This window comes from Streptomyces canus 299MFChir4.1 (genome assembly GCF_000383615.1).
Taxonomy (GTDB): Bacteria; Actinomycetota; Actinomycetes; order Streptomycetales; family Streptomycetaceae; genus Streptomyces; species Streptomyces canus_C.
This window is the reverse complement of sequence record NZ_KB911585.1, coordinates 330,255-347,131: the sequence shown is the minus strand read 5'-3', so window position 1 is coordinate 347,131 and position 16,877 is coordinate 330,255. Positions and strand designations below refer to the sequence as shown.

Below are 16,877 nucleotides of genomic sequence, written 5' to 3'. Positions count from 1 at the left end.
CCGCACGTCAGCGTCCCCTTGCCGGGCGTCCCAGGAGGACCGTATGCCCCGTCCAGCCCGCCGCCGCGTCGCCGTGGTCGGCACCGGCGCCATCGTCAGCGGCAGCCATCTGTCCGCGCTCAGGGCCCACGCCGAGCGCACAGAACTGGTCGCCGCCGTCGACGTGGACCAGGGCAGACTCGACGCCTTCCGCGAGCTCGCGGGCGGCCAGGTCGCCGGGTACACCTCGATGGCCGCGATGCTGGACGCCGTACGCCCCGATCTGGTCCTCATCGGCACCCCGCCGTCGCTGCACCGGGAGCAGACGGTGGCCGCCCTCAAGGCCGGCGCCTGGGTGCTGTGCGAGAAGCCCCTGACCCTTTCGCTCGCCGAGTACGACGAGATCGCCGCGGCCGAGGAGGCGTCCGGCGCCTACGCCTCCGTGGTCTTCCAGCACCGCTACGGCTCCGGCGCCGTCCACGCGCGCGAGCTCATCGCCGCCGGCGAGCTGGGCGCCCCCCGGGTCGCGCACTGCCAGACCACCTGGCACCGGGACGCCGCCTACTACGCCGTACCGTGGCGCGGCACCTGGGCCAGCGAGGGCGGCGGCCCGACCATGGGCCACGGCATCCACCAGTACGACCTTCTCCTGCACCTGCTCGGCCCGTGGACGGAGATCCGCGCCATGGCGGCCCGGCTGGTCCACGACACCGAGAGCGAGGACGTCTCCACGGCCCTCGTCCGGTTCGAGAACGGCGCCCTCGCCACCGTCGTCAACAGCGTGCTGTCACCCGACGAGGTGAGCCGCATCCGCATCGACTGCGCCGACGCGACCGTCGAACTCACCCATCTGTACGGGCACCGCAACGAGGACTGGACCTACACGCCCGCCCCCCACGTGGCCGCCGACCGCGTCGACGCCTGGCGCACCCCCGCCGCGGACGTGCCCAGCTCGCACACGGCCCAGCTCGCCACGCTGCTCGATGCGTACGACAACGGTGTCAGGCCTCCCGGCAGCGGCGCCGACGCGCGTGCCACCCTCGAGTTCGCCGCCGCGCTCTACAAGTCCGCGTTCACCGGGCGGCCCGTGCACGCGGGCGAGATCGCGCCGGGCGACCCCTTCTACCCGGCCATGCACGGCGACCACCCCCACTGGGCCCCCAAGGAGCGCGCATGAGTATCCGCGTCAGCCACGTCCACGGCGAGCACATCGCCGTCGAGGCGGCGAACGGCACGGAGATCCTCCGCTACGTCTACCGACCCGACCCCGAGGCCTTCGAGGCCCGGAAGCCCTACGCCCACCCGGTGCGCACCCTGGGCGGCCGCACGGTGACCGGCTACCGCCCCAACGACCACCGCTGGCACAAGGGCCTGCAGATGACGGCGAGCCATCTGTCGGGGCAGAACTTCTGGGGCGGCAACTGCTATGTCCACGGGAAGGGCTATCTGCCCCTGCCGGAGCGTGTCGGCTCCATGCGGCACGACGGCTTCACCGCCTTCACGGTCTCCGAGGCCCGGCTGGACGTCACCGAGGCGCTGACCTGGGTGGAGAACGGCGGCGAGGAGTGGGCCCGGGAAGAGCGGGGACTGGCCGTCCACTCGGTCGACGAGGGCGCCGGCTCCTGGGCGCTCGACTGGTCGATCCGGCTCACCAATCTGCGTGCCGAGCCCCTCGCCTTCGGTTCCCCCACCACCGCGGGCCGTGACATGGCCGGCTACACCGGGCTCCAGTGGCGGGGCCCCCGCGACTTCACCGGCGGGGCGGTCTTCGCCCCGGACACCGGCGGCGACGCGGACAAGCTGATGGGCAGCCAGAGTCCCTGGCTCGCCTTCACCACCGAACACGACGACGTGGACGCGCATTCCACGCTGGTCTTCGCGCACGCCCCCGAGAACCTCGATCCGCGGACCGCGATCCACGAGTCGCACTGGTTCGTGCGCTCCGAGCCCTTCCCCACGGTCGCGTTCTCCTGGGCGTTCTTCGAGGAGTTCGGGCTGCCGCCGGGGGAGTCCTTCGAGTACCGCTACCGGCTGGTCGTCGCCGACGGCGCCTGGGACGGGGAGCGCGTGTCCTCGTGTCTGGAAGGCCTGTCCTGGTGAAGTCCGGCCTTCCCCACCCCCTGCCGGGCGCCGTGGGCCTGTCCCACCTGAGCGCCTACGACTGGGAGGCCGCCGACGGCGTCTGCGGCGGCAGCCCGCATCTGCACCTGGTGTGCACCGAGGCGTACGTCGTCACCGGCGGCCGGGGCGCCGTGCAGACGCTGAGTCCGGACGGCTACCGCGAGATCCCCCTGGAGCCCGGCTCGATCGCCTGGTTCACCCCGGGCACCGTGCACCGCATGGTCCAGGGCGGCGACCTGCGCATCACCGTGCTGATGCAGAACAGCGGCCTGCCCGAGGCCGGGGACGCCGTCTTCACCTTCCCGCCGGAGGTGCTCGCCGACCCCGCGCGGTACGCGTCGGCGGCCCAACTCCCGCCCGGCACCGGGCCGGACACGGCGGACGCCGCCCGCCGCCGCAGGGACCTCGCCGTCGAGGGCTACCTACTGCTGCGCGAGGCCCTGGACGCCGGCGACAACGGCCCGTACCTGGAGTTCCAGCGGGCCGCCGCCCGGCTGGTGCGGGACAAGGTGCCCCACTGGCGTGAGCTGTGGCGGGCCGGTGCCCTGGCCACCGCCGAGCGCACCGGCGTCCAGCTCGACGCGCTGGCGTCCGGCGAGCTGTCGTACCTGGGCGAGGCGACCGCCCACGAGGCCGCGCCGACCCGGCTCGGCGGCTTCGGGATGTGCGGCAGACGCGACGAGTACAACCTGCCGGGCACGACACTGCCGTACGGCGGCGAGTAACACCGTTCGTACTGGGGGGAGTTCCGAGGGGGGCGTGGAAAGTCCGAGGAAAGGATGAGGTGACCTCGGCATGCCCGGCCACAGGACAAAGGGGTTCTGCGCTTCGGCCGTCGCACTCGCGCTCCGCGCGCCGGCGGCCGCTTGCGGGGGATCCGGGGAATCGGTCGGCGGCTGCGATGCGGAGCTTCACGGACTGCCGAGCGGTCCTGGCTGGGTGAGGTCTCCGCGGTGGTGCTCCAGCAGTCCCTGCGAGACGCCGAGAGCGCCTACCGCAACTTCTTCGCCTCCTTCAAGGGCACCCGCAAGGGCCCCGAACTGGGCCCGCCACGGTTCAAGTCCCGCAGGGATGCCCGGCAGTCCATCCGGTTTACCGCCAACGCCCGCTGGATGAGCGGGATGCGTGCGCGTGAACCCGGTGAGGTCTTCGGTCCCCGGATGACCCTGTTCGCCGACATGCTGAGTGTCGGTCCGGCAGCAGCCTCGCCGCACGACCCGGCCGAGAACCGGACGGGCAGGGCCTCCTGAGCTTGGAGTCCCCGCCCGCCGGGTCATGCCGTTCGGAACGACCGCAGCCGCAGCGAGTTGCCGACCACGAACACCGACGAGAACGCCATCGCCGCACCGGCCAGCATCGGGTTGAGCAGCCCGGCCGCGGCGAGCGGCAGCGCGGCCACGTTGTAGGCGAACGCCCAGAAGAGGTTGGAGCGGATCGTGCCCAGGGTCCGGCGGGCGAGCCGGATGGCGTCCGCCGCGGCCCGCAGGTCGCCCCGGACGAGCGTCAGGTCGCCCGCCTCGATCGCGGCATCCGTGCCCGTGCCCATCGACAGACCCAGGTCGGCCTGGGCCAGCGCCGCCGCGTCGTTGACTCCGTCGCCGACCATCGCCACCGAACGGCCCTGCGCCTGAAGCCGCTTGACGACGTCGACCTTGTCCTGCGGCAGCACCTCCGCGATCACCTGCCCGGGGTCGATGCCGACCTCGCGGGCCACGGACTCGGCCACGGCCCGGTTGTCGCCGGTCAGCAGAATCGGGGTGAGCCCGAGCCCCCGCAGCCGGGTGACGGCCTCACGGCTGGTGTCCTTGACCGCGTCGGCGACTTCGAGCACGGCCCTCGCATCCCCGTCCCAGGCGACCGCGACCACGGTACGGCCGGCCGACTCCGCGGCGTCCTTCCTGAGCCGGAGCTCCTCGGGCAGCTCCATCGCCCAGTCGGCGAGCAGCCGCTCGCGTCCGACGAGGACCGCGTGACCGTCGACGATTCCCTGCACGCCGAGCCCCGGAACGTTGGCGAAGTCCTCGGGCACGGGGAGTGAACCCAGCTTCTCCAGCGCCCCGTCGGCGACCGCGCGGGCAACCGGGTGCTCCGACGCGTGCTCCAAGGTGCCCGCCAGGCGCAGGACTTCGGCCTCGTCGGTGCCGTGGGCCGCGTGCACGGCCAGCAGGGTCATCCGGCCGGTGGTGACGGTGCCGGTCTTGTCCAGGACGACGGTGTCGACCTTGCGCGTGGACTCCAGCACCTCAGGGCCCTTGATGAGGATGCCGAGTTGCGCACCGCGACCGGTCCCGACCAGCAGTGCGGTCGGCGTGGCCAGACCCAGGGCGCACGGGCAGGCGATGATCAGCACGGCGACGGCGGCGGTGAAGGCGGCGGCCGTACCGGCGCCGTTGCCGAGCCAGAAGCCCAGCGTGCCCAGCGCGAGCGCGATCACCACCGGCACGAACACCGCGGAGATCCGGTCCGCGAGCCGCTGCGCGGCCGCCTTGCCGTTCTGCGCGTCCTCGACCAGCTTGGCCATCCTGGCGAGTTGGGTGTCCGCGCCGACCCGGGTCGCCTCGACGACGAGCCGTCCGCCCGCGTTGAGGGTGGCACCGGTGACGGAGTCGCCGGGCGTGACCTCCACGGGCACCGACTCACCGGTGAGCATCGAGGCGTCCACGGCGGAGGAGCCTTCGACGACGGTCCCGTCGGTGGCGATCTTCTCGCCGGGACGGACGAGGAAGCGGTCTCCCACCTTCAACTCCCCGACAGACACGGTCTGTTCGTGGCCTCCCGCGTGCACCACGGTCACGTCCTTCGCGCCCAGCTCCAGCAGCGCCTTCAAGGCCGCGCCCGCCTTGCGCTTGGAGCGGGCCTCGAAGTACCGCCCGGCCAGGATGAACGCGGTGACCCCGGCCGCCGCCTCCAGATACAGGTTCCCGGTGCCCTCGCCGCGGGCGATCGTCAGCTCGAAGGGGTGCTTCATGCCCGGTGTGCCCGCGGTCCCGAGGAACAGCGCCCACAGCGACCAGCCGAAGGCGGCCGTCGTGCCGACCGAGATCAACGTGTCCATGGTGGCCGCCCCATGCCGGGCGTTGGTGAACGCCGCCTTGTGGAAGGGCCATCCGGCGTACGTCACCACGGGCGCCGCCAGCGTCAGCGACAGCCACTGCCAGTACTCGAACTGCAGCGACGGGATCATCGCCATCGCGACGACGGGTACCGCCAGCACCACGGCGGTCGTCAACCGCTCGCGCAGGGACCGCAGTTCGTCGGATTCCCCTTGGCCGGATTCCCCGTCGTCGGGGGCGGACGGTTTTGGTGGCGCCGGTTCCCGGGCCGTGTACCCGGTCTTCTCCACAGTCGCTATGAGGTCCTGGACCGACACGCCTGCGGCGTGGGTGACCTTGGCCTTCTCGGTGGCGTAGTTGACGGTGGCCGTGACCCCGTCCATCCGGTTGAGCTTCTTCTCGATGCGTGCCGCGCAGGAGGCACAGGTCATGCCACCGATGGCGAGTTCGGTCTCGGCTGCTGCGGTGGTGGTCATCGACGCTCCTCATGGATACCGGGTGGGGGTATTCTGTGATGCGACTCCTGTATACCCCGGGTAGGTATCCAGAGCAAGCGATCGGGCGGGTTGACTTGGTACCCCCCAGGGGTATGGTGAAGTGCATCGGGAACCCCTGTCGAGCCGGAGGAGCCGGTCATGCACGCTGGACTGAAGATCACCGCATTCGCCGCCGCGCTGGCCGCGACGTTCGGCACCGCCTACGGCGTGGGCCAGGGCATGGGCCCCGTCGTCGACGACGAGCCGCCCGCCCGTCACGACGCGCACACGGGCGGCGGCTCAGGGGAATCGGAGCACCCAGGAGCACCGGGCCGCTCGGGACACTCGGGGCGCGAGGGGCACTCGGGGCACGAGACGTCCCCGGCCGGCGGCCTCCAGATCTCCGAGAACGGCTACACCCTCGATCTGCGGACCCCTCGCCTCGTGGCCGGACGCACCGCCGACCTCCGCTTCGCCATCCGGGGCGACGACGGCCGCGCGGTCACCGCCTTCCGCCGGGAGCACGACAAGGAACTCCACCTCATCGTCGCCTCACGCGACCTGAACACCTACCGTCATCTGCACCCCGCCCGGGCCGCCGACGGAACCTGGAGCATCCCCGTGTCCCTGCCCCGGGCGGGCGGTTACCGGGTCTTCGCCGACTTCACCCCGGAGAAGAAGGGCGCCGAGAACCTCACCCTCGGCGCGGATCTGGCCGTGTCGGGCACCTACGCGCCACAGCCCGTGCCGGCGCCGGACACCACCGCCACGACCGACGGCTACGAGGTGAAGCTCGGCGGAGCCCTGCGCCCCGGCGCCGCCCACGCGCTGAAACTGACCGTGTCCCGAGGTGGCAGGCCGGTCACCGACCTCCAGCCCTATCTCGGCGCCTACGGCCACCTGGTCGCCCTGCGCTCCGGCGACCTCGCCTACCTCCACGTCCACCCGAACGGCGAGCCGGGCGACGGCACCACCGCCGCCGGCCCGGCCATCTCCTTCACGGCCACGGCGCCCAGCAGCGGCACCTACCGGCTCTTCCTCGACTTCAAGCACGACGGCAAGGTGCACACCGCCGCGTTCACGGTCAGCGCGCGAGGAGCGGTCGCCGCGCCCATGGACGAGGCTCCCCACGCGTCCTCCGGCGCGCACGGCCACTGACCCTCAGCCGATGAGGGCCCCCGCGCCCCCGACCCGCACCCGGGGGTCGCCCGCGCGCAGGGTCACCGTGAGCTCACCGGGGCGGCCCAGGTCCTCACCCTGGTGCAGAGTGAGGACGGCGTCCTCGGGGACCAGCCCGAGCTCGCGGGTGTACGCACCGAACGCCGCGGCCGCTGCACCGGTCGCCGGGTCCTCGACGACACCGCCCACGGGGAACGGGTCACGGACGTGGAAGACGGTGTCCGACTCCCGCCACACCAACTGGACCGTGGTCAGGTCCAGTCGGTGCATCAGGGCTTCGAGGCGCGCGAAGTCGTACACCAGCTCCGCGAGGCGCGCGCGGGTCGCCGCCGCCAGGACGAGATGGCGGGCACCCGCGAACGCGATCTTGGGCGGGAACGCCGGGTCGAGATCGGTGGCGGGCCAGTCGAGCGCGGCCAGCGCCTCCGCGAGGTCGGCCTCGGAGACCTCCCCGACATGCGGTGCGACGCTGGTGAGCGTGGCCCTGACCGTCCCGCCCTCCTCGGCCACCGACACCGGCACGGTCCCGGCGGGGGTGGCGAACACCAGCTCTCCCGGGCCGATCCGCTCGGCCAGCGCGACAGCCGTCGCGACGGTGGCGTGCCCGCAGAACGGCACCTCGGCCTTGGGGCTGAAGTAACGGATGGTGAACGTCCGGCCCTCCGGCCCGTCCAGTCCCTCGGGCGGCGCGGTCAGGAAGGCGGACTCGGAGTATCCGAGCTCGGCGGCGATGGCCAGCATGTCCCCGTCGTCCAGGGTGGAGGCGTCCAGTACGACGCCGGCGGGGTTGCCGCCCTCGGGAGAGCTGGCGAAGGCGGTGTATCGAAGGACCTCGGGCTTCGGCGCGTTCGTCGTCATGCTGGCGGCAACGTGGGACCGGGTGGCGGCTATTCCGGGTGCTCAGCCAAGGGCCCGGTCCAGGTTGAACGCCGCGCTGATCAGGGCGAGATGGGTGAACGCCTGCGGGAAGTTGCCCTGTTGCTCGCCGGTGTTGCTGATCTCCTCGGCGTACAGACCCAGATGGTTGGCGTAGGTGAGCATCTTCTCGAAGGCCAGGCGTGCCTCGTCGATCCGCCCGGCGTGCACCATCGCCTCGACGTACCAGAACGAGCAGATCGAGAAGGTGCCCTCGTCGCCGCGCAGTCCGTCGGGGCTGGCCGCCGGGTCGTAGCGGTAGACGAGGGAGTCCGACACCAGCTCCTCGGTCAGCGCGTCCAGCGTGGACAGCCACTTCGGGTCGGTCGGCGCGATGAACTTGGTCAGCGGCATCATCAGGACGGCCGCGTCCAGCACATCGCCGTCCTCGTGCTGCACGAACGCCTGCCGGCTCTCCGACCAGCCGCGGTCCATGATCCGCCGGTAGATCGTGTCGCGGCTCTCCCGCCAGCGGTTCAGGTCGGCCGGCAGACCGCGCCGGTTGGCCATGCGGATCGCCCGCTCGATCGCCACCCAGCACATCAGCCGCGAGTACAGGAAGTTCTTGCGGCCGCCGCGGGTCTCCCAGATGCCCTCGTCGGGCTGGTCCCAGTGCGCGCACACCCACTCCACGAGCGTGCACACGTCGTCCCACTGGCCGCTGGAGATCGGCTTGGCCCACTTGTCGTAGAGGTAGATCGAGTCGATCAGGGCGCCGTAGATGTCGAGTTGCAGCTGGTCGGCGGCGGCGTTGCCGACCCGGACCGGCGCCGAGCCCTGATGCCCTTCCAGGTGGCCGAGTTCACGCTCCGTCAGATCGGTGCGGCCGTCGATGCCGTACATGATCTGGAGCGGCCCGGAGTGGCCGTTGCCGTCCGGACTGACGTGCCGGATGAGGAAGTCCATGAACGCCTCGGCCTCGCTGGTGAAGCCGAGCCGCAACAGTGCGTACACGCAGAAGGCGGCGTCCCGCACCCACACGTACCGGTAGTCCCAGTTGCGCTCGCCGCCGAGCTGCTCGGGCAGGCTGGTGGTCGGCGCGGCCACGATGGCGCCGGTGGGCGCGTAGGTGAGCAGCTTGAGGGTGAGGGCGGAGCGGTGCACCATCTCCCGCCAGCGGCCCCGGTACTTGGAGGCGGACAGCCAGTGCCGCCAGTAGGCGACCGTGCTGGTGAACTGCTCCTCGGCCTCGGTGCGCGCGCACCGGCGCGGGGTCACCTCGCCGCCGACCTGGTCCAGCGCGAACACCGCCGACTCGCCCTCGGAGAGCTTGAAGTCGGCGCGCGCGTCCGGGCCTTCGGTCTCCAGCGGCACGGTCGCGGTCAGGCCCAGCGACAGCTTCGGGGACTCGAAGACCGCCACGTCCCCGACCATGCGCACGGTGTGCGGCTGGGCGCCGTAGTCGAAGCGCGGCGCCACACGCGTGCGGAACGGGATCGAACCGCGCACGCACACCACCCGCCGGATCAACCGGTGCCGCTCGGTCTCCACGGTGTCGCCGTCGACGGGCATGAAGTCCTGGACCTCGCCCACGCCGTCCTCGGTGTAGAACCGGGTGATCAGGACGTTGGTGTCGGGGAAGTAGAACTGTTTGGTCCGCGCCGGCACGGTCGCCGCCAGCTCGAAGCTGCCGCCGCGCTCCGCGTCCAGGATCGACGCGAAGACACTCGGCGCGTCGAAGGACGGGCAGCAGTACCAGTCGATCGTGCCGTCGGTCCCGACGAGCGCCACACTGCGCAGGTCGCCGATCAGACCGTGCTCGGCGATCGGCAGGTAGCCCATGTCGGCCCTGGGTGATCCGCTGTGATCCCTGGCTGATCCGTTCATCGCAGCCTCCTGCGGATCAGCCTAAGCAGGATCGGCCACGGGTGTCAGGGGAACGCCCGCACACCGAATCTCCCCGGCCTTCAGACGGTGAGGACCCGCAGCCCTGCCTCCTCGAACCGCAGGACCGTCTCCGGCGCCGCCGCCGCGTCCGTGACCAGCGTGCCGACCTTCTCGGCGGCGCAGATCCGGGCGAAGGCGCGCTGCCCCAGCTTGCTGGAGTCGGCGGCGACGACGACCCGCTCGGCCCGCTCGCACAGCAGCCGGTTGATCGCGGCCTCCGCCTCGTCGTGGGCGGCGGCACCGTGCGTGACGTCGAAGGCGACGACACCGAGCACCGCCACGTCGAGGGTGATCTGGCTCAGCACGCCGTCCGCGAGCGGCCCGACGAGCTCGTACGACTGCGGACGCGCGACCCCGCCCGTCAGCACGATCTTGAACTGGGGACGTACCGCCAGCTCATTGGCGATGTTGAGGGCGTTCGTGACGATCGTCAGAGCGGGGGAGCCGCCGGCGAGGTCCCCGCGCACGGCGAGCGCCCGCGCCACCTCGGTCGTGGTCGTGCCCCCGGTCAGCCCCACCGCCTCACCTGGCGCGATCAGCTCCCCGACCGCCTTCGCGATGCGCTGCTTCTCGGAGGCGTGGCGGGCCGTCTTGTACCGCAGCGGCAGCTCGTACGACACCCCGTGCACGACGGCCCCGCCCCGGGTGCGCACCAGCATCTGCTGCTCGGCCAGCTGGTCGAAGTCACGGCGGATCGTGGCGGCCGAGACCTCCAGATCGGCGGCCGCCTCCTCGACGTCCAGCCGGCCCCGCTCGACGAGCAGCTCCAGCAGCGCCTTCCAACGGGCGTCCCGGGACATCCCTATCCTCCGCTCCTCCACCTCCGGCGACTTTAGCGCACCATCCTTGCGCACGAATGCTTGATTGTGCTTGAAAGGCCGCTGTATCTTGCAAGAACAATCAAAACGACGGAGGCGTACGGCATGACCCATGTCGAGGACGAGCTGACCAGCCAGCCCGAGTGCTGGACCCGCGCGGCCACGGAGGCCGCACGCCACGCCGACGCGCTTCCGGCAGCCGGAGAGCGGGTCGCCGTCGTCGGGTGCGGCACCTCGTACTTCATGGCGCAGGCGGTGGCGGCGCTGCGGGAGGCCGCGGGCCAGGGCGAGACGGACGCCTTCGCCGCGTCGGAGTTCCCGCACGGCCGCTCGTACGACCGGGTCGTGGCCCTCACCCGCTCCGGTACGACGACCGAAGTCCTCGACGTGCTGGGGCAGTTGAAGGGGCGCACCCGCACCACCGCGCTCACCGCAGACCCCGCCACCCCCGTCATGGCCGCCGCCGACGAGGTCGTCGTCCTCGACTTCGCCGACGAACGCTCCGTCGTCCAGACGAGGTTCGCGACCACCGCCCTCACCCTGCTCCGCGCCCACCTGGGCCTGCACACGGACGCCGTCGTCGCCGACGCCCGCACCGCGCTCTCGACGCCCCTGCCCGAAGGCCTCGTCGAGTGCACGCAGTTCACCTTCCTCGGCCGGGGCTGGACGGTGGGGCTGGCCAACGAGGCCGGGCTGAAGATGCGCGAGGCCTCCCTCGCCTGGACCGAGGCCTACCCGGCGATGGAGTACCGGCACGGCCCCATCAGCATCACCACCCACGGCACCGCCGCCTGGATGCTCGGCGAGGCCCCGGAAGGGCTGGCCGAACAGGTGCGGGAGACCGGCGGACTGTGGGTAGCGGGTGCCCTGGACCCGCTCGCCGAACTGGTCCGCGTGCAGCGCCTCGCGGTCGCCGTCGCCGCGGCCCGCCGACTCGACCCGGACCGGCCCCGCCACCTCACCCGCTCGGTGATCCTCGCCCGCCCTTAGGAGACCCCGTGCCCCTGGCCACCACCGGCGAGCTCGTCACCCGGGCCGCCACCGCCCGCTCCGCCGTCGCCGCCTTCAACGTCATCACCCTGGAACACATCGAGGCCGTCATCGCCGGCGCCGAGTCCCTTGACGCGCCCGTCGTCCTCCAAGTCAGCGAGAACGCCGTCAAGTTCCGCCACGGCAGGCTCCACCCGCTGGCCCGCGCCGCCGTCACCGCGGCCGAACGCGCCACCGTGCCCGTCGCGTTGCACCTCGACCACGTCCAGAGCGACGACCTGCTCCGCCAGGCGGCCGACGCCGGCTTCGGCTCCGTGATGTACGACGCGGCCCACCTGCCCTACGCCGAGAACCTCGCCGCGACCCGGGACGCGGCGGACTGGGCGCACTCCCAAGGGCTTTGGATCGAGGCCGAGTTGGGGGAGGTGGGCGGCAAACAGGGCCGGCCTCCGCTGGACGCCCACGCCCCCGGCGCCCGCACCGACCCCGCCGAGGCCCGCGCCTTCGTCACCGACTCCGGTGTGGACGCCCTCGCCGTGGCCATCGGCAGTGCCCACGCGATGACCGAACGCACCGCGACGCTCGACCACGACCTGCTCAAGCGTCTCGCCGTCGCCCTGGACGTCCCCCTCGTCCTGCACGGCTCCTCCGGCGTCCGCGACGAGGAGCTCACCGCGGCCGTCGCGGGCGGTATCGCCAAGGTCAACGTCGGCACCGCGCTGAACGTCGCCATGACCGGCGCGATCCGGGAGTTCCTGAGCGCTCACCCCGAGGCGGTGGACTCCCGCGTGTACCTGAGTGCCGGGCGGGACGCCATGGTCGAGGCGGCCCGGCGGATCATCCGGCTGCTCGGGCGGTGAGGACGGGCTGGTAGAACCCGCTGGACGCCGGATCGTGCCACCGCAGGTCGGCGAAACCGGCCGCGGTCACGAACTCCGTCAGCTGCGCACGCGTCAGCGCCCAGGAGGTCGTACGACGGACACGGACGGCCCAGTCGTCCCCGTCGCCGGGCGTCAACTGGAAGTACTCCTGGTCGTAGCGCTCGCCGTCCTCGTGCCAGTGCCACAGCTGGAAGGTGATCACCCGGCCGTCGGAGCCCTCGGAGACCTGCGGAGGCGCGGCCCCGGGCCGGGTCCGGCGGATCTCGTCGTAGTCCCTCAGGGTGAGCAGCAGCAGACCCCCGTCCCGCAGCACCCGCCGCAGGTCCGCGAGCGCGGCCGCCACGTCCTGGGCCGTCAGCAGATGAGCCATGGAATTGTCGGCGCAGACGACCACGTCGAAGACGGACGACACGAACGGCAGCCGTCGCATGTCCGCGGCGGCCGTCGGCAGCCGGGCACCGCGCGCCGCCGCCTCCGCAGCGGCGCGCGTGGCCGCGACGGGACTGAGATCGCTGCCGACGACCTGGTGCCCGGCCAGCGCCAGCCCGATCGCCTGGGTCCCGATCCCGCACGAGCAGTCCAGGATCCGGCGTGGGCCCGGCCCCAGGAGAGCGCCCAGGGCGGCCGCCTGACGGGCGATGCTCGCGTCCCAGTTCGCGAAGATCCGGTGGTAGTCAGGTGCCAGCGAGTCGTAGAACTCCCGCGTCGAGGAATCAGTCACTCGACCTTTTTACCGCCTTGAGCACCACGAACTTGGGGTCACTGGCGACCAGTTGGCTGTTTCCGAACAGCTTCCGCAGCTTCACGTGGTACCCGAGGTGCCGGTTCCCGACCACCCACAGCTCACCGCCGGGCCGCAGCGTCCTGCGCGCATCGGCGAACATCCGCCAGGCCGTCGCGTCGGTCGTGGCCTGGTGGGAATGGAACGGCGGGTTGTTGAGGACGAGGTCGACGCTGTCCGCCGGGACCCCCGTCAGACCGTCCCCGACCCGGAACTCCGCGTGCCCCGGCACGCCGTTCGCCTTGTACGTCCCCTCCGCCGAGGCCACGGCCTGGAAGGACTCGTCGACGAACAGCACCTCGGCCTCGGGATTCGCCAGGGCCACCGCCGTGCCGACGATCCCGTTGCCGCAGCCCAGGTCCACGATCCGCTGGGAGCCCCGGCTGTCCGGGAGGTGCTGGAGGAAGAACCGGGTGCCGATGTCGAGCCGGTCCGCGCAGAAGACGCCCGCGTGGTTGACGACGGGCCGTCCGGAGACGGCACCGACGCCCTCCGGGAGCGTGTAGCCGTACGGCCAGGGATTCGCGGGCCGTACGAGCGACGGCTGCGGCGTGCAGAAGATCAGCCGGGCCTTCTTCTCGGCGAGCGAGGTGCGGGTCGGGCCGAGGATCCGCTCGAACAGCTGGAGCGTCGAGGTGTGGATCTCCTTCACCATGCCGGTGCCGACCACGACCGTGCCCTCGTGCACCGCGGGCGCCAGCCGCGAGAGCTGGTCCTCCAGCAGGGCCAGGCTCTTCGGCACGCGCACCAGCAGAACGTCGACCCGGCCGGGCGGCGGGTCCTGTGCGGTGAGCAGCCGCACGGTGCCGGGTTCGACGCCGGCGCGTTCGAGGTTGGCCCGGGTCGCCTCCTGGCTGAGGAAGGAGTCGGTGATCTGCACCGGCCGGTGCGCCGCCAGCGCGGTGACCAGGGCGCCCCAGCGGTCCCCGACCACGACGACGGTGCCGGACAGCGCCACCCCCTCGTCCGCGAGGTGCCTCAGCAGATACTCGTCGGAGGCGTCCCAGGCGCGCAGCCGGTCGCGCGGGTCCTCGGGGAAGCGGGTGAGGGCGAGCTCGCCCCAGGGGGTCGTCATTCGGTCGTCCATCGTGCGTCCAGGCTATCGGAGCCGCAGCTCAGGCCCTTCGGCCAGGATGGGACTCGGGCAGGATGGAACCCATGGAAGCCGAGCTGTTCCCCAGAGCCCGTACGGAGGTCGCGCCGGGCGCGGTGCACGTGCCGGACTGGCTGACCCCGGCACGGCAACGCGAACTGCTGGAGGCCTGCCGGGAGTGGGCGCGCCCGCCTGCCGGACTGCGCACGGTCCGCACCCCGGGCGGCGGCACGATGACCGCACGGCAGGTCTGTCTCGGCTGGCACTGGTACCCGTACGCCTACGCCCGCACGGTCGTCGACGGCGACGGGGTACCGGTGAAGCCCTTCCCGCACCGGCTGGGCGAGCTGGGCCGGGAAGCCGTGCGGGACGCACTGGGGACGGAGGCCTCCGGATACGACATCGCACTGATCAACTTCTACGACGGAGACGCCCGCATGGGCATGCACCGCGACAGCGACGAGAAGTCGGAGGCACCCGTGGTCTCCCTGAGCCTCGGCGACACCTGTGTCTTCCGCTTCGGCAACCCCGAGACCCGGACCAGGCCCTGGACGGACGTCGAGCTGCGCAGCGGCGACCTGTTCGTGTTCGGCGGCCCGTCGAGGCTCGCCTACCACGGGGTGCCCCGCGTGCATCCGGGCACCGCGCCCCCCGAGTTGGGGCTGACGGGACGGCTGAACATCACGCTGCGGGTCAGCGGCCTCTAGGCCGGGACAACGAACGGATCATGGGAGACTCGCCCTCATGAGCGGCAAGGCGGACCCCCGGCCGGCGGGGGAAGGGACCACCTCCAGGGCGCGGCTGGACCGGGGGCGCGGTGCGCTCGGGCCCGCGTTGGAGCTCGTGCACACCGGGCGTGCGCCCACCCGTGCGGTGCTCACCGCCGAACTCGGCGTGACACGGGCGACGGCCGGCGCGGTCGCCGCGGAACTCGAGGCGCTCGGGCTGATCCGCGTCGACGCCCGGCCCACCGCCGCCACCGGTTCGCAGGGCAGGCCCTCGCACCGGCTCGCGGTCGCCGAGGACGGTCCCGTCGTGCTGGCCGCGCAGGTGCACGCCGACGGCTTCCGGGCCGCCCTGGTCGGGCTGGGCGGCCGTATCGTCGCCACCGCGCCCGGCTGCGAGACCGTCGACGCCGACCCGGCGAAGGTCCTCGGCTCCGTCGTGGAGGCGGGTGCCGACCTGCTGCGCACGACCGGCCGGCGCTGTGTGGGCGCCGGACTCGCCGTGCCGTCCGCGGTCGCCGAACCCGACGGGCTCGCCCTCAACCCCCTGCACCTGGCCTGGCCCGCGGGCGCCCCCGTCCGCCGTATCTTCGACGAGTGCGTGCGCGCCGCCGGCATCACCGGGCCGGCCTTCGCGGGCAACGACGTCAACCTCGCCGCGCTCGCCGAGCACCGGCACGGCGCGGGCCGCGGTGCCCGCGATCTGCTGTGCGTGGCGACCGGCCACCGGGGTGTGGGCGGCGCACTGGTGCTCGACGGGCGTCTGCACACGGGCAGTTCGGGACTCGCCTTGGAAGTCGGCCACCTCACCGTGAACCCCGAGGGCCGCCCCTGCTACTGCGGCAGCCGCGGCTGCCTGGACGTCGAGGCCGACCCGCTGGCCCTGCTCACGGCGGCCGGACTCGACCCCGGCCCCGAACAGTCCCTGCTCCGGCAGGCCGACGACCTCGTCCGCGACCACTACGACGACCCCGCCGTCCGCAGGGCGGCCGAGTCGCTGATCGACCGCCTGGGCCTGGGCCTCGCCGGTCTGGTCAACATCCTCAACCCGGACCGGATCATCCTCGGCGGACTCCACCGCACCCTCCTGGACGCCGACCCCGGGCGCCTGCGCGCGGTCGTCGCCGAGCGCAGCCTATGGGGACAGAGCGGCGGCGTCCCCATCCTGGCCTGCACCCTGGACCACAACAGCCTCGTCGGAGCGGCCGAGTTGGCGTGGCAGCCGGTGCTGGACGATCCGCTGGGGGCACTGACCCGTGGCTGAACTGCTGGAAGTCGGGAGACTGCGCCTGGTCGAGGTGGCGCCCCCGGTGACCCCGGCCGAGGCACGGACGGCCATGGACCGCGAGTGGGACACCGCGGTCCTGGCCAACCCGGCCCTCTTCGACGGCCCGGTCGCGGTGTGCGCGGGCCTGTCCCGGGAAACCCCGGACACCCTGCTCATCTCCTGGTCCCGCGCCACCTACCGCTATTTCGCCCTGCGCCGCGTCCCGGGCGCCACCGCCCTGCGGTCCCTGTTCGTGAGCATCATGCAGCCGACCGAGGACGGACGCGTACTCGTGGGCCGTATGTCCGCGTCCACCGCCGCGCCCGGCCGCTGGCAGTTCCCCGGTGGATCGGTGGAACCACCCACCGGTGACGAGCCGCTCGACGAGCACGCGCTGCGCCGCCACGCGGCCGTGGAACTGGCCGAGGAGACGGGCGTCGGCCTCCCGGCCGCCGACCTCACCCGCTGCCTGGTCACCCACGGCGAGGACGGACAGGTCGGCGTCCACTACCTGGCGCCGCCCCTGCCCGCGCCCCTGCTCCATGAGCGTTTCGAGGCACTCGTGGCCGCCGAGACGGCACGAGGGCGGGTCCCGGAGTTCGACCGGATCGCCCTCGTCGGCTCACCGGCCGAACTGCCGGACCTCGCCGGTCCGCACGTCGCATACCTCGAACCCGTCGTCCGCTGGACGAGCCGCCGAGTAGGCTCGTGA

General features: G+C 72.5%; 15 protein-coding genes and 1 pseudogene. 10 read left to right on the top strand and 6 right to left on the bottom strand.

Going from position 1 to position 16,877, the window contains the following annotated elements:
• Positions 1-43 precede the first annotated feature (43 nt).
• The 4 genes and pseudogenes from H293_RS0112500 to H293_RS54745 form a co-directional block, all read left to right on the top strand.
• Positions 44-1,156: a Gfo/Idh/MocA family protein gene (locus H293_RS0112500; RefSeq protein WP_020118223.1), complete on the top strand. Its 1,113-nt coding sequence runs from the start codon at positions 44-46 to the stop codon at positions 1,154-1,156.
• Positions 1,153-2,079 (top strand): DUF6807 domain-containing protein, encoded by a 927-nt coding sequence (locus tag H293_RS0112495; RefSeq protein ID WP_020118222.1) that lies wholly within the window; start codon positions 1,153-1,155, stop codon positions 2,077-2,079. Before H293_RS0112500 ends, H293_RS0112495 begins: the two co-directional genes overlap by 4 nt.
• Complete coding sequence (locus H293_RS0112490; RefSeq protein ID WP_259294456.1) at positions 2,055-2,825, top strand: cupin domain-containing protein; 771 nt, start codon at positions 2,055-2,057, stop codon at positions 2,823-2,825. The genes H293_RS0112495 and H293_RS0112490 overlap by 25 nt, the downstream gene beginning before the upstream one ends.
• A gap of 189 nt (positions 2,826-3,014) precedes the next feature.
• Positions 3,015-3,212 (top strand): annotated as a pseudogene (locus H293_RS54745) (RNA-guided endonuclease TnpB family protein); the annotation flags it as partial.
• A gap of 161 nt (positions 3,213-3,373) precedes the next feature.
• On the opposite strand, the gene H293_RS0112480 reads toward H293_RS54745, so the two are convergent.
• The gene (locus tag H293_RS0112480; protein WP_020118219.1) at positions 3,374-5,629 is read right to left on the bottom strand and encodes a heavy metal translocating P-type ATPase; all 2,256 of its coding nucleotides are present in this window, start codon (positions 5,627-5,629) and stop codon (positions 3,374-3,376) included.
• 159 nt (positions 5,630-5,788) lie between these two features.
• Here H293_RS0112480 and H293_RS0112475 point away from each other — a divergent pair, with 159 nt between their 5' ends.
• Entirely contained in the window at positions 5,789-6,787 is a 999-nt protein-coding gene (locus H293_RS0112475) for a hypothetical protein (protein WP_020118218.1), read from the top strand.
• A 3-nt stretch (positions 6,788-6,790) separates the two neighbouring features.
• Here the strand turns inward: H293_RS0112475 and H293_RS0112470 are convergent, their stop codons facing one another.
• The 3 genes from H293_RS0112470 to H293_RS0112460 form a co-directional block, all read right to left on the bottom strand.
• On the bottom strand, positions 6,791-7,666 hold the full coding sequence (locus H293_RS0112470) for a PhzF family phenazine biosynthesis isomerase (protein WP_020118217.1): 876 nt from the start codon (positions 7,664-7,666) through the stop codon (positions 6,791-6,793).
• Between the two features lie 42 nt (positions 7,667-7,708).
• Positions 7,709-9,505 carry a glycoside hydrolase family 15 protein gene (locus H293_RS0112465; RefSeq protein ID WP_020118216.1) on the bottom strand — a complete coding sequence of 599 codons (1,797 nt, stop codon included), beginning with the start codon at positions 9,503-9,505 and terminating at the stop codon, positions 7,709-7,711.
• Between the two features lie 125 nt (positions 9,506-9,630).
• Positions 9,631-10,410: a DeoR/GlpR family DNA-binding transcription regulator gene (locus H293_RS0112460; protein ID WP_020118215.1), complete on the bottom strand. Its 780-nt coding sequence runs from the start codon at positions 10,408-10,410 to the stop codon at positions 9,631-9,633.
• A 123-nt stretch (positions 10,411-10,533) separates the two neighbouring features.
• Between H293_RS0112460 and H293_RS0112455 the strand changes: the two genes are divergently transcribed.
• Together H293_RS0112455 and H293_RS0112450 are read left to right on the top strand one after the other, a co-directional pair.
• Positions 10,534-11,418 carry an SIS domain-containing protein gene (locus tag H293_RS0112455; RefSeq protein WP_020118214.1) on the top strand — a complete coding sequence of 295 codons (885 nt, stop codon included), beginning with the start codon at positions 10,534-10,536 and terminating at the stop codon, positions 11,416-11,418.
• A gap of 8 nt (positions 11,419-11,426) precedes the next feature.
• Entirely contained in the window at positions 11,427-12,278 is an 852-nt protein-coding gene (locus H293_RS0112450) for a class II fructose-bisphosphate aldolase (protein ID WP_020118213.1), read from the top strand.
• On the opposite strand, the gene H293_RS0112445 is transcribed toward H293_RS0112450, so the two are convergent.
• Positions 12,256-13,020, bottom strand: a complete 765-nt coding sequence (locus H293_RS0112445) for a class I SAM-dependent methyltransferase (RefSeq protein ID WP_020118212.1) — start codon at positions 13,018-13,020, stop codon at positions 12,256-12,258. The genes H293_RS0112450 and H293_RS0112445 overlap by 23 nt on opposite strands.
• Positions 13,013-14,155 (bottom strand): methyltransferase, encoded by a 1,143-nt coding sequence (locus H293_RS0112440; protein ID WP_020118211.1) that lies wholly within the window; start codon positions 14,153-14,155, stop codon positions 13,013-13,015. The genes H293_RS0112445 and H293_RS0112440 overlap by 8 nt, the downstream gene beginning before the upstream one ends.
• 83 nt (positions 14,156-14,238) lie before the next feature.
• Here H293_RS0112440 and H293_RS0112435 point away from each other — a divergent pair, with 83 nt between their 5' ends.
• Genes H293_RS0112435 through H293_RS0112425 form a run of 3 tightly spaced genes read left to right on the top strand, consistent with a single transcriptional unit; the run spans position 14,239 to position 16,877 of the window.
• Positions 14,239-14,880, top strand: coding sequence for an alpha-ketoglutarate-dependent dioxygenase AlkB family protein (locus H293_RS0112435; protein ID WP_020118210.1), 642 nt, complete (start codon positions 14,239-14,241; stop codon positions 14,878-14,880).
• Positions 14,881-14,917: 37 nt separating this feature from the next.
• Positions 14,918-16,162: an ROK family protein gene (locus tag H293_RS0112430; protein ID WP_020118209.1), complete on the top strand. Its 1,245-nt coding sequence runs from the start codon at positions 14,918-14,920 to the stop codon at positions 16,160-16,162.
• The gene (locus tag H293_RS0112425; RefSeq protein ID WP_020118208.1) at positions 16,155-16,877 is read left to right on the top strand and encodes an NUDIX hydrolase; all 723 of its coding nucleotides are present in this window, start codon (positions 16,155-16,157) and stop codon (positions 16,875-16,877) included. The genes H293_RS0112430 and H293_RS0112425 overlap by 8 nt, the downstream gene beginning before the upstream one ends.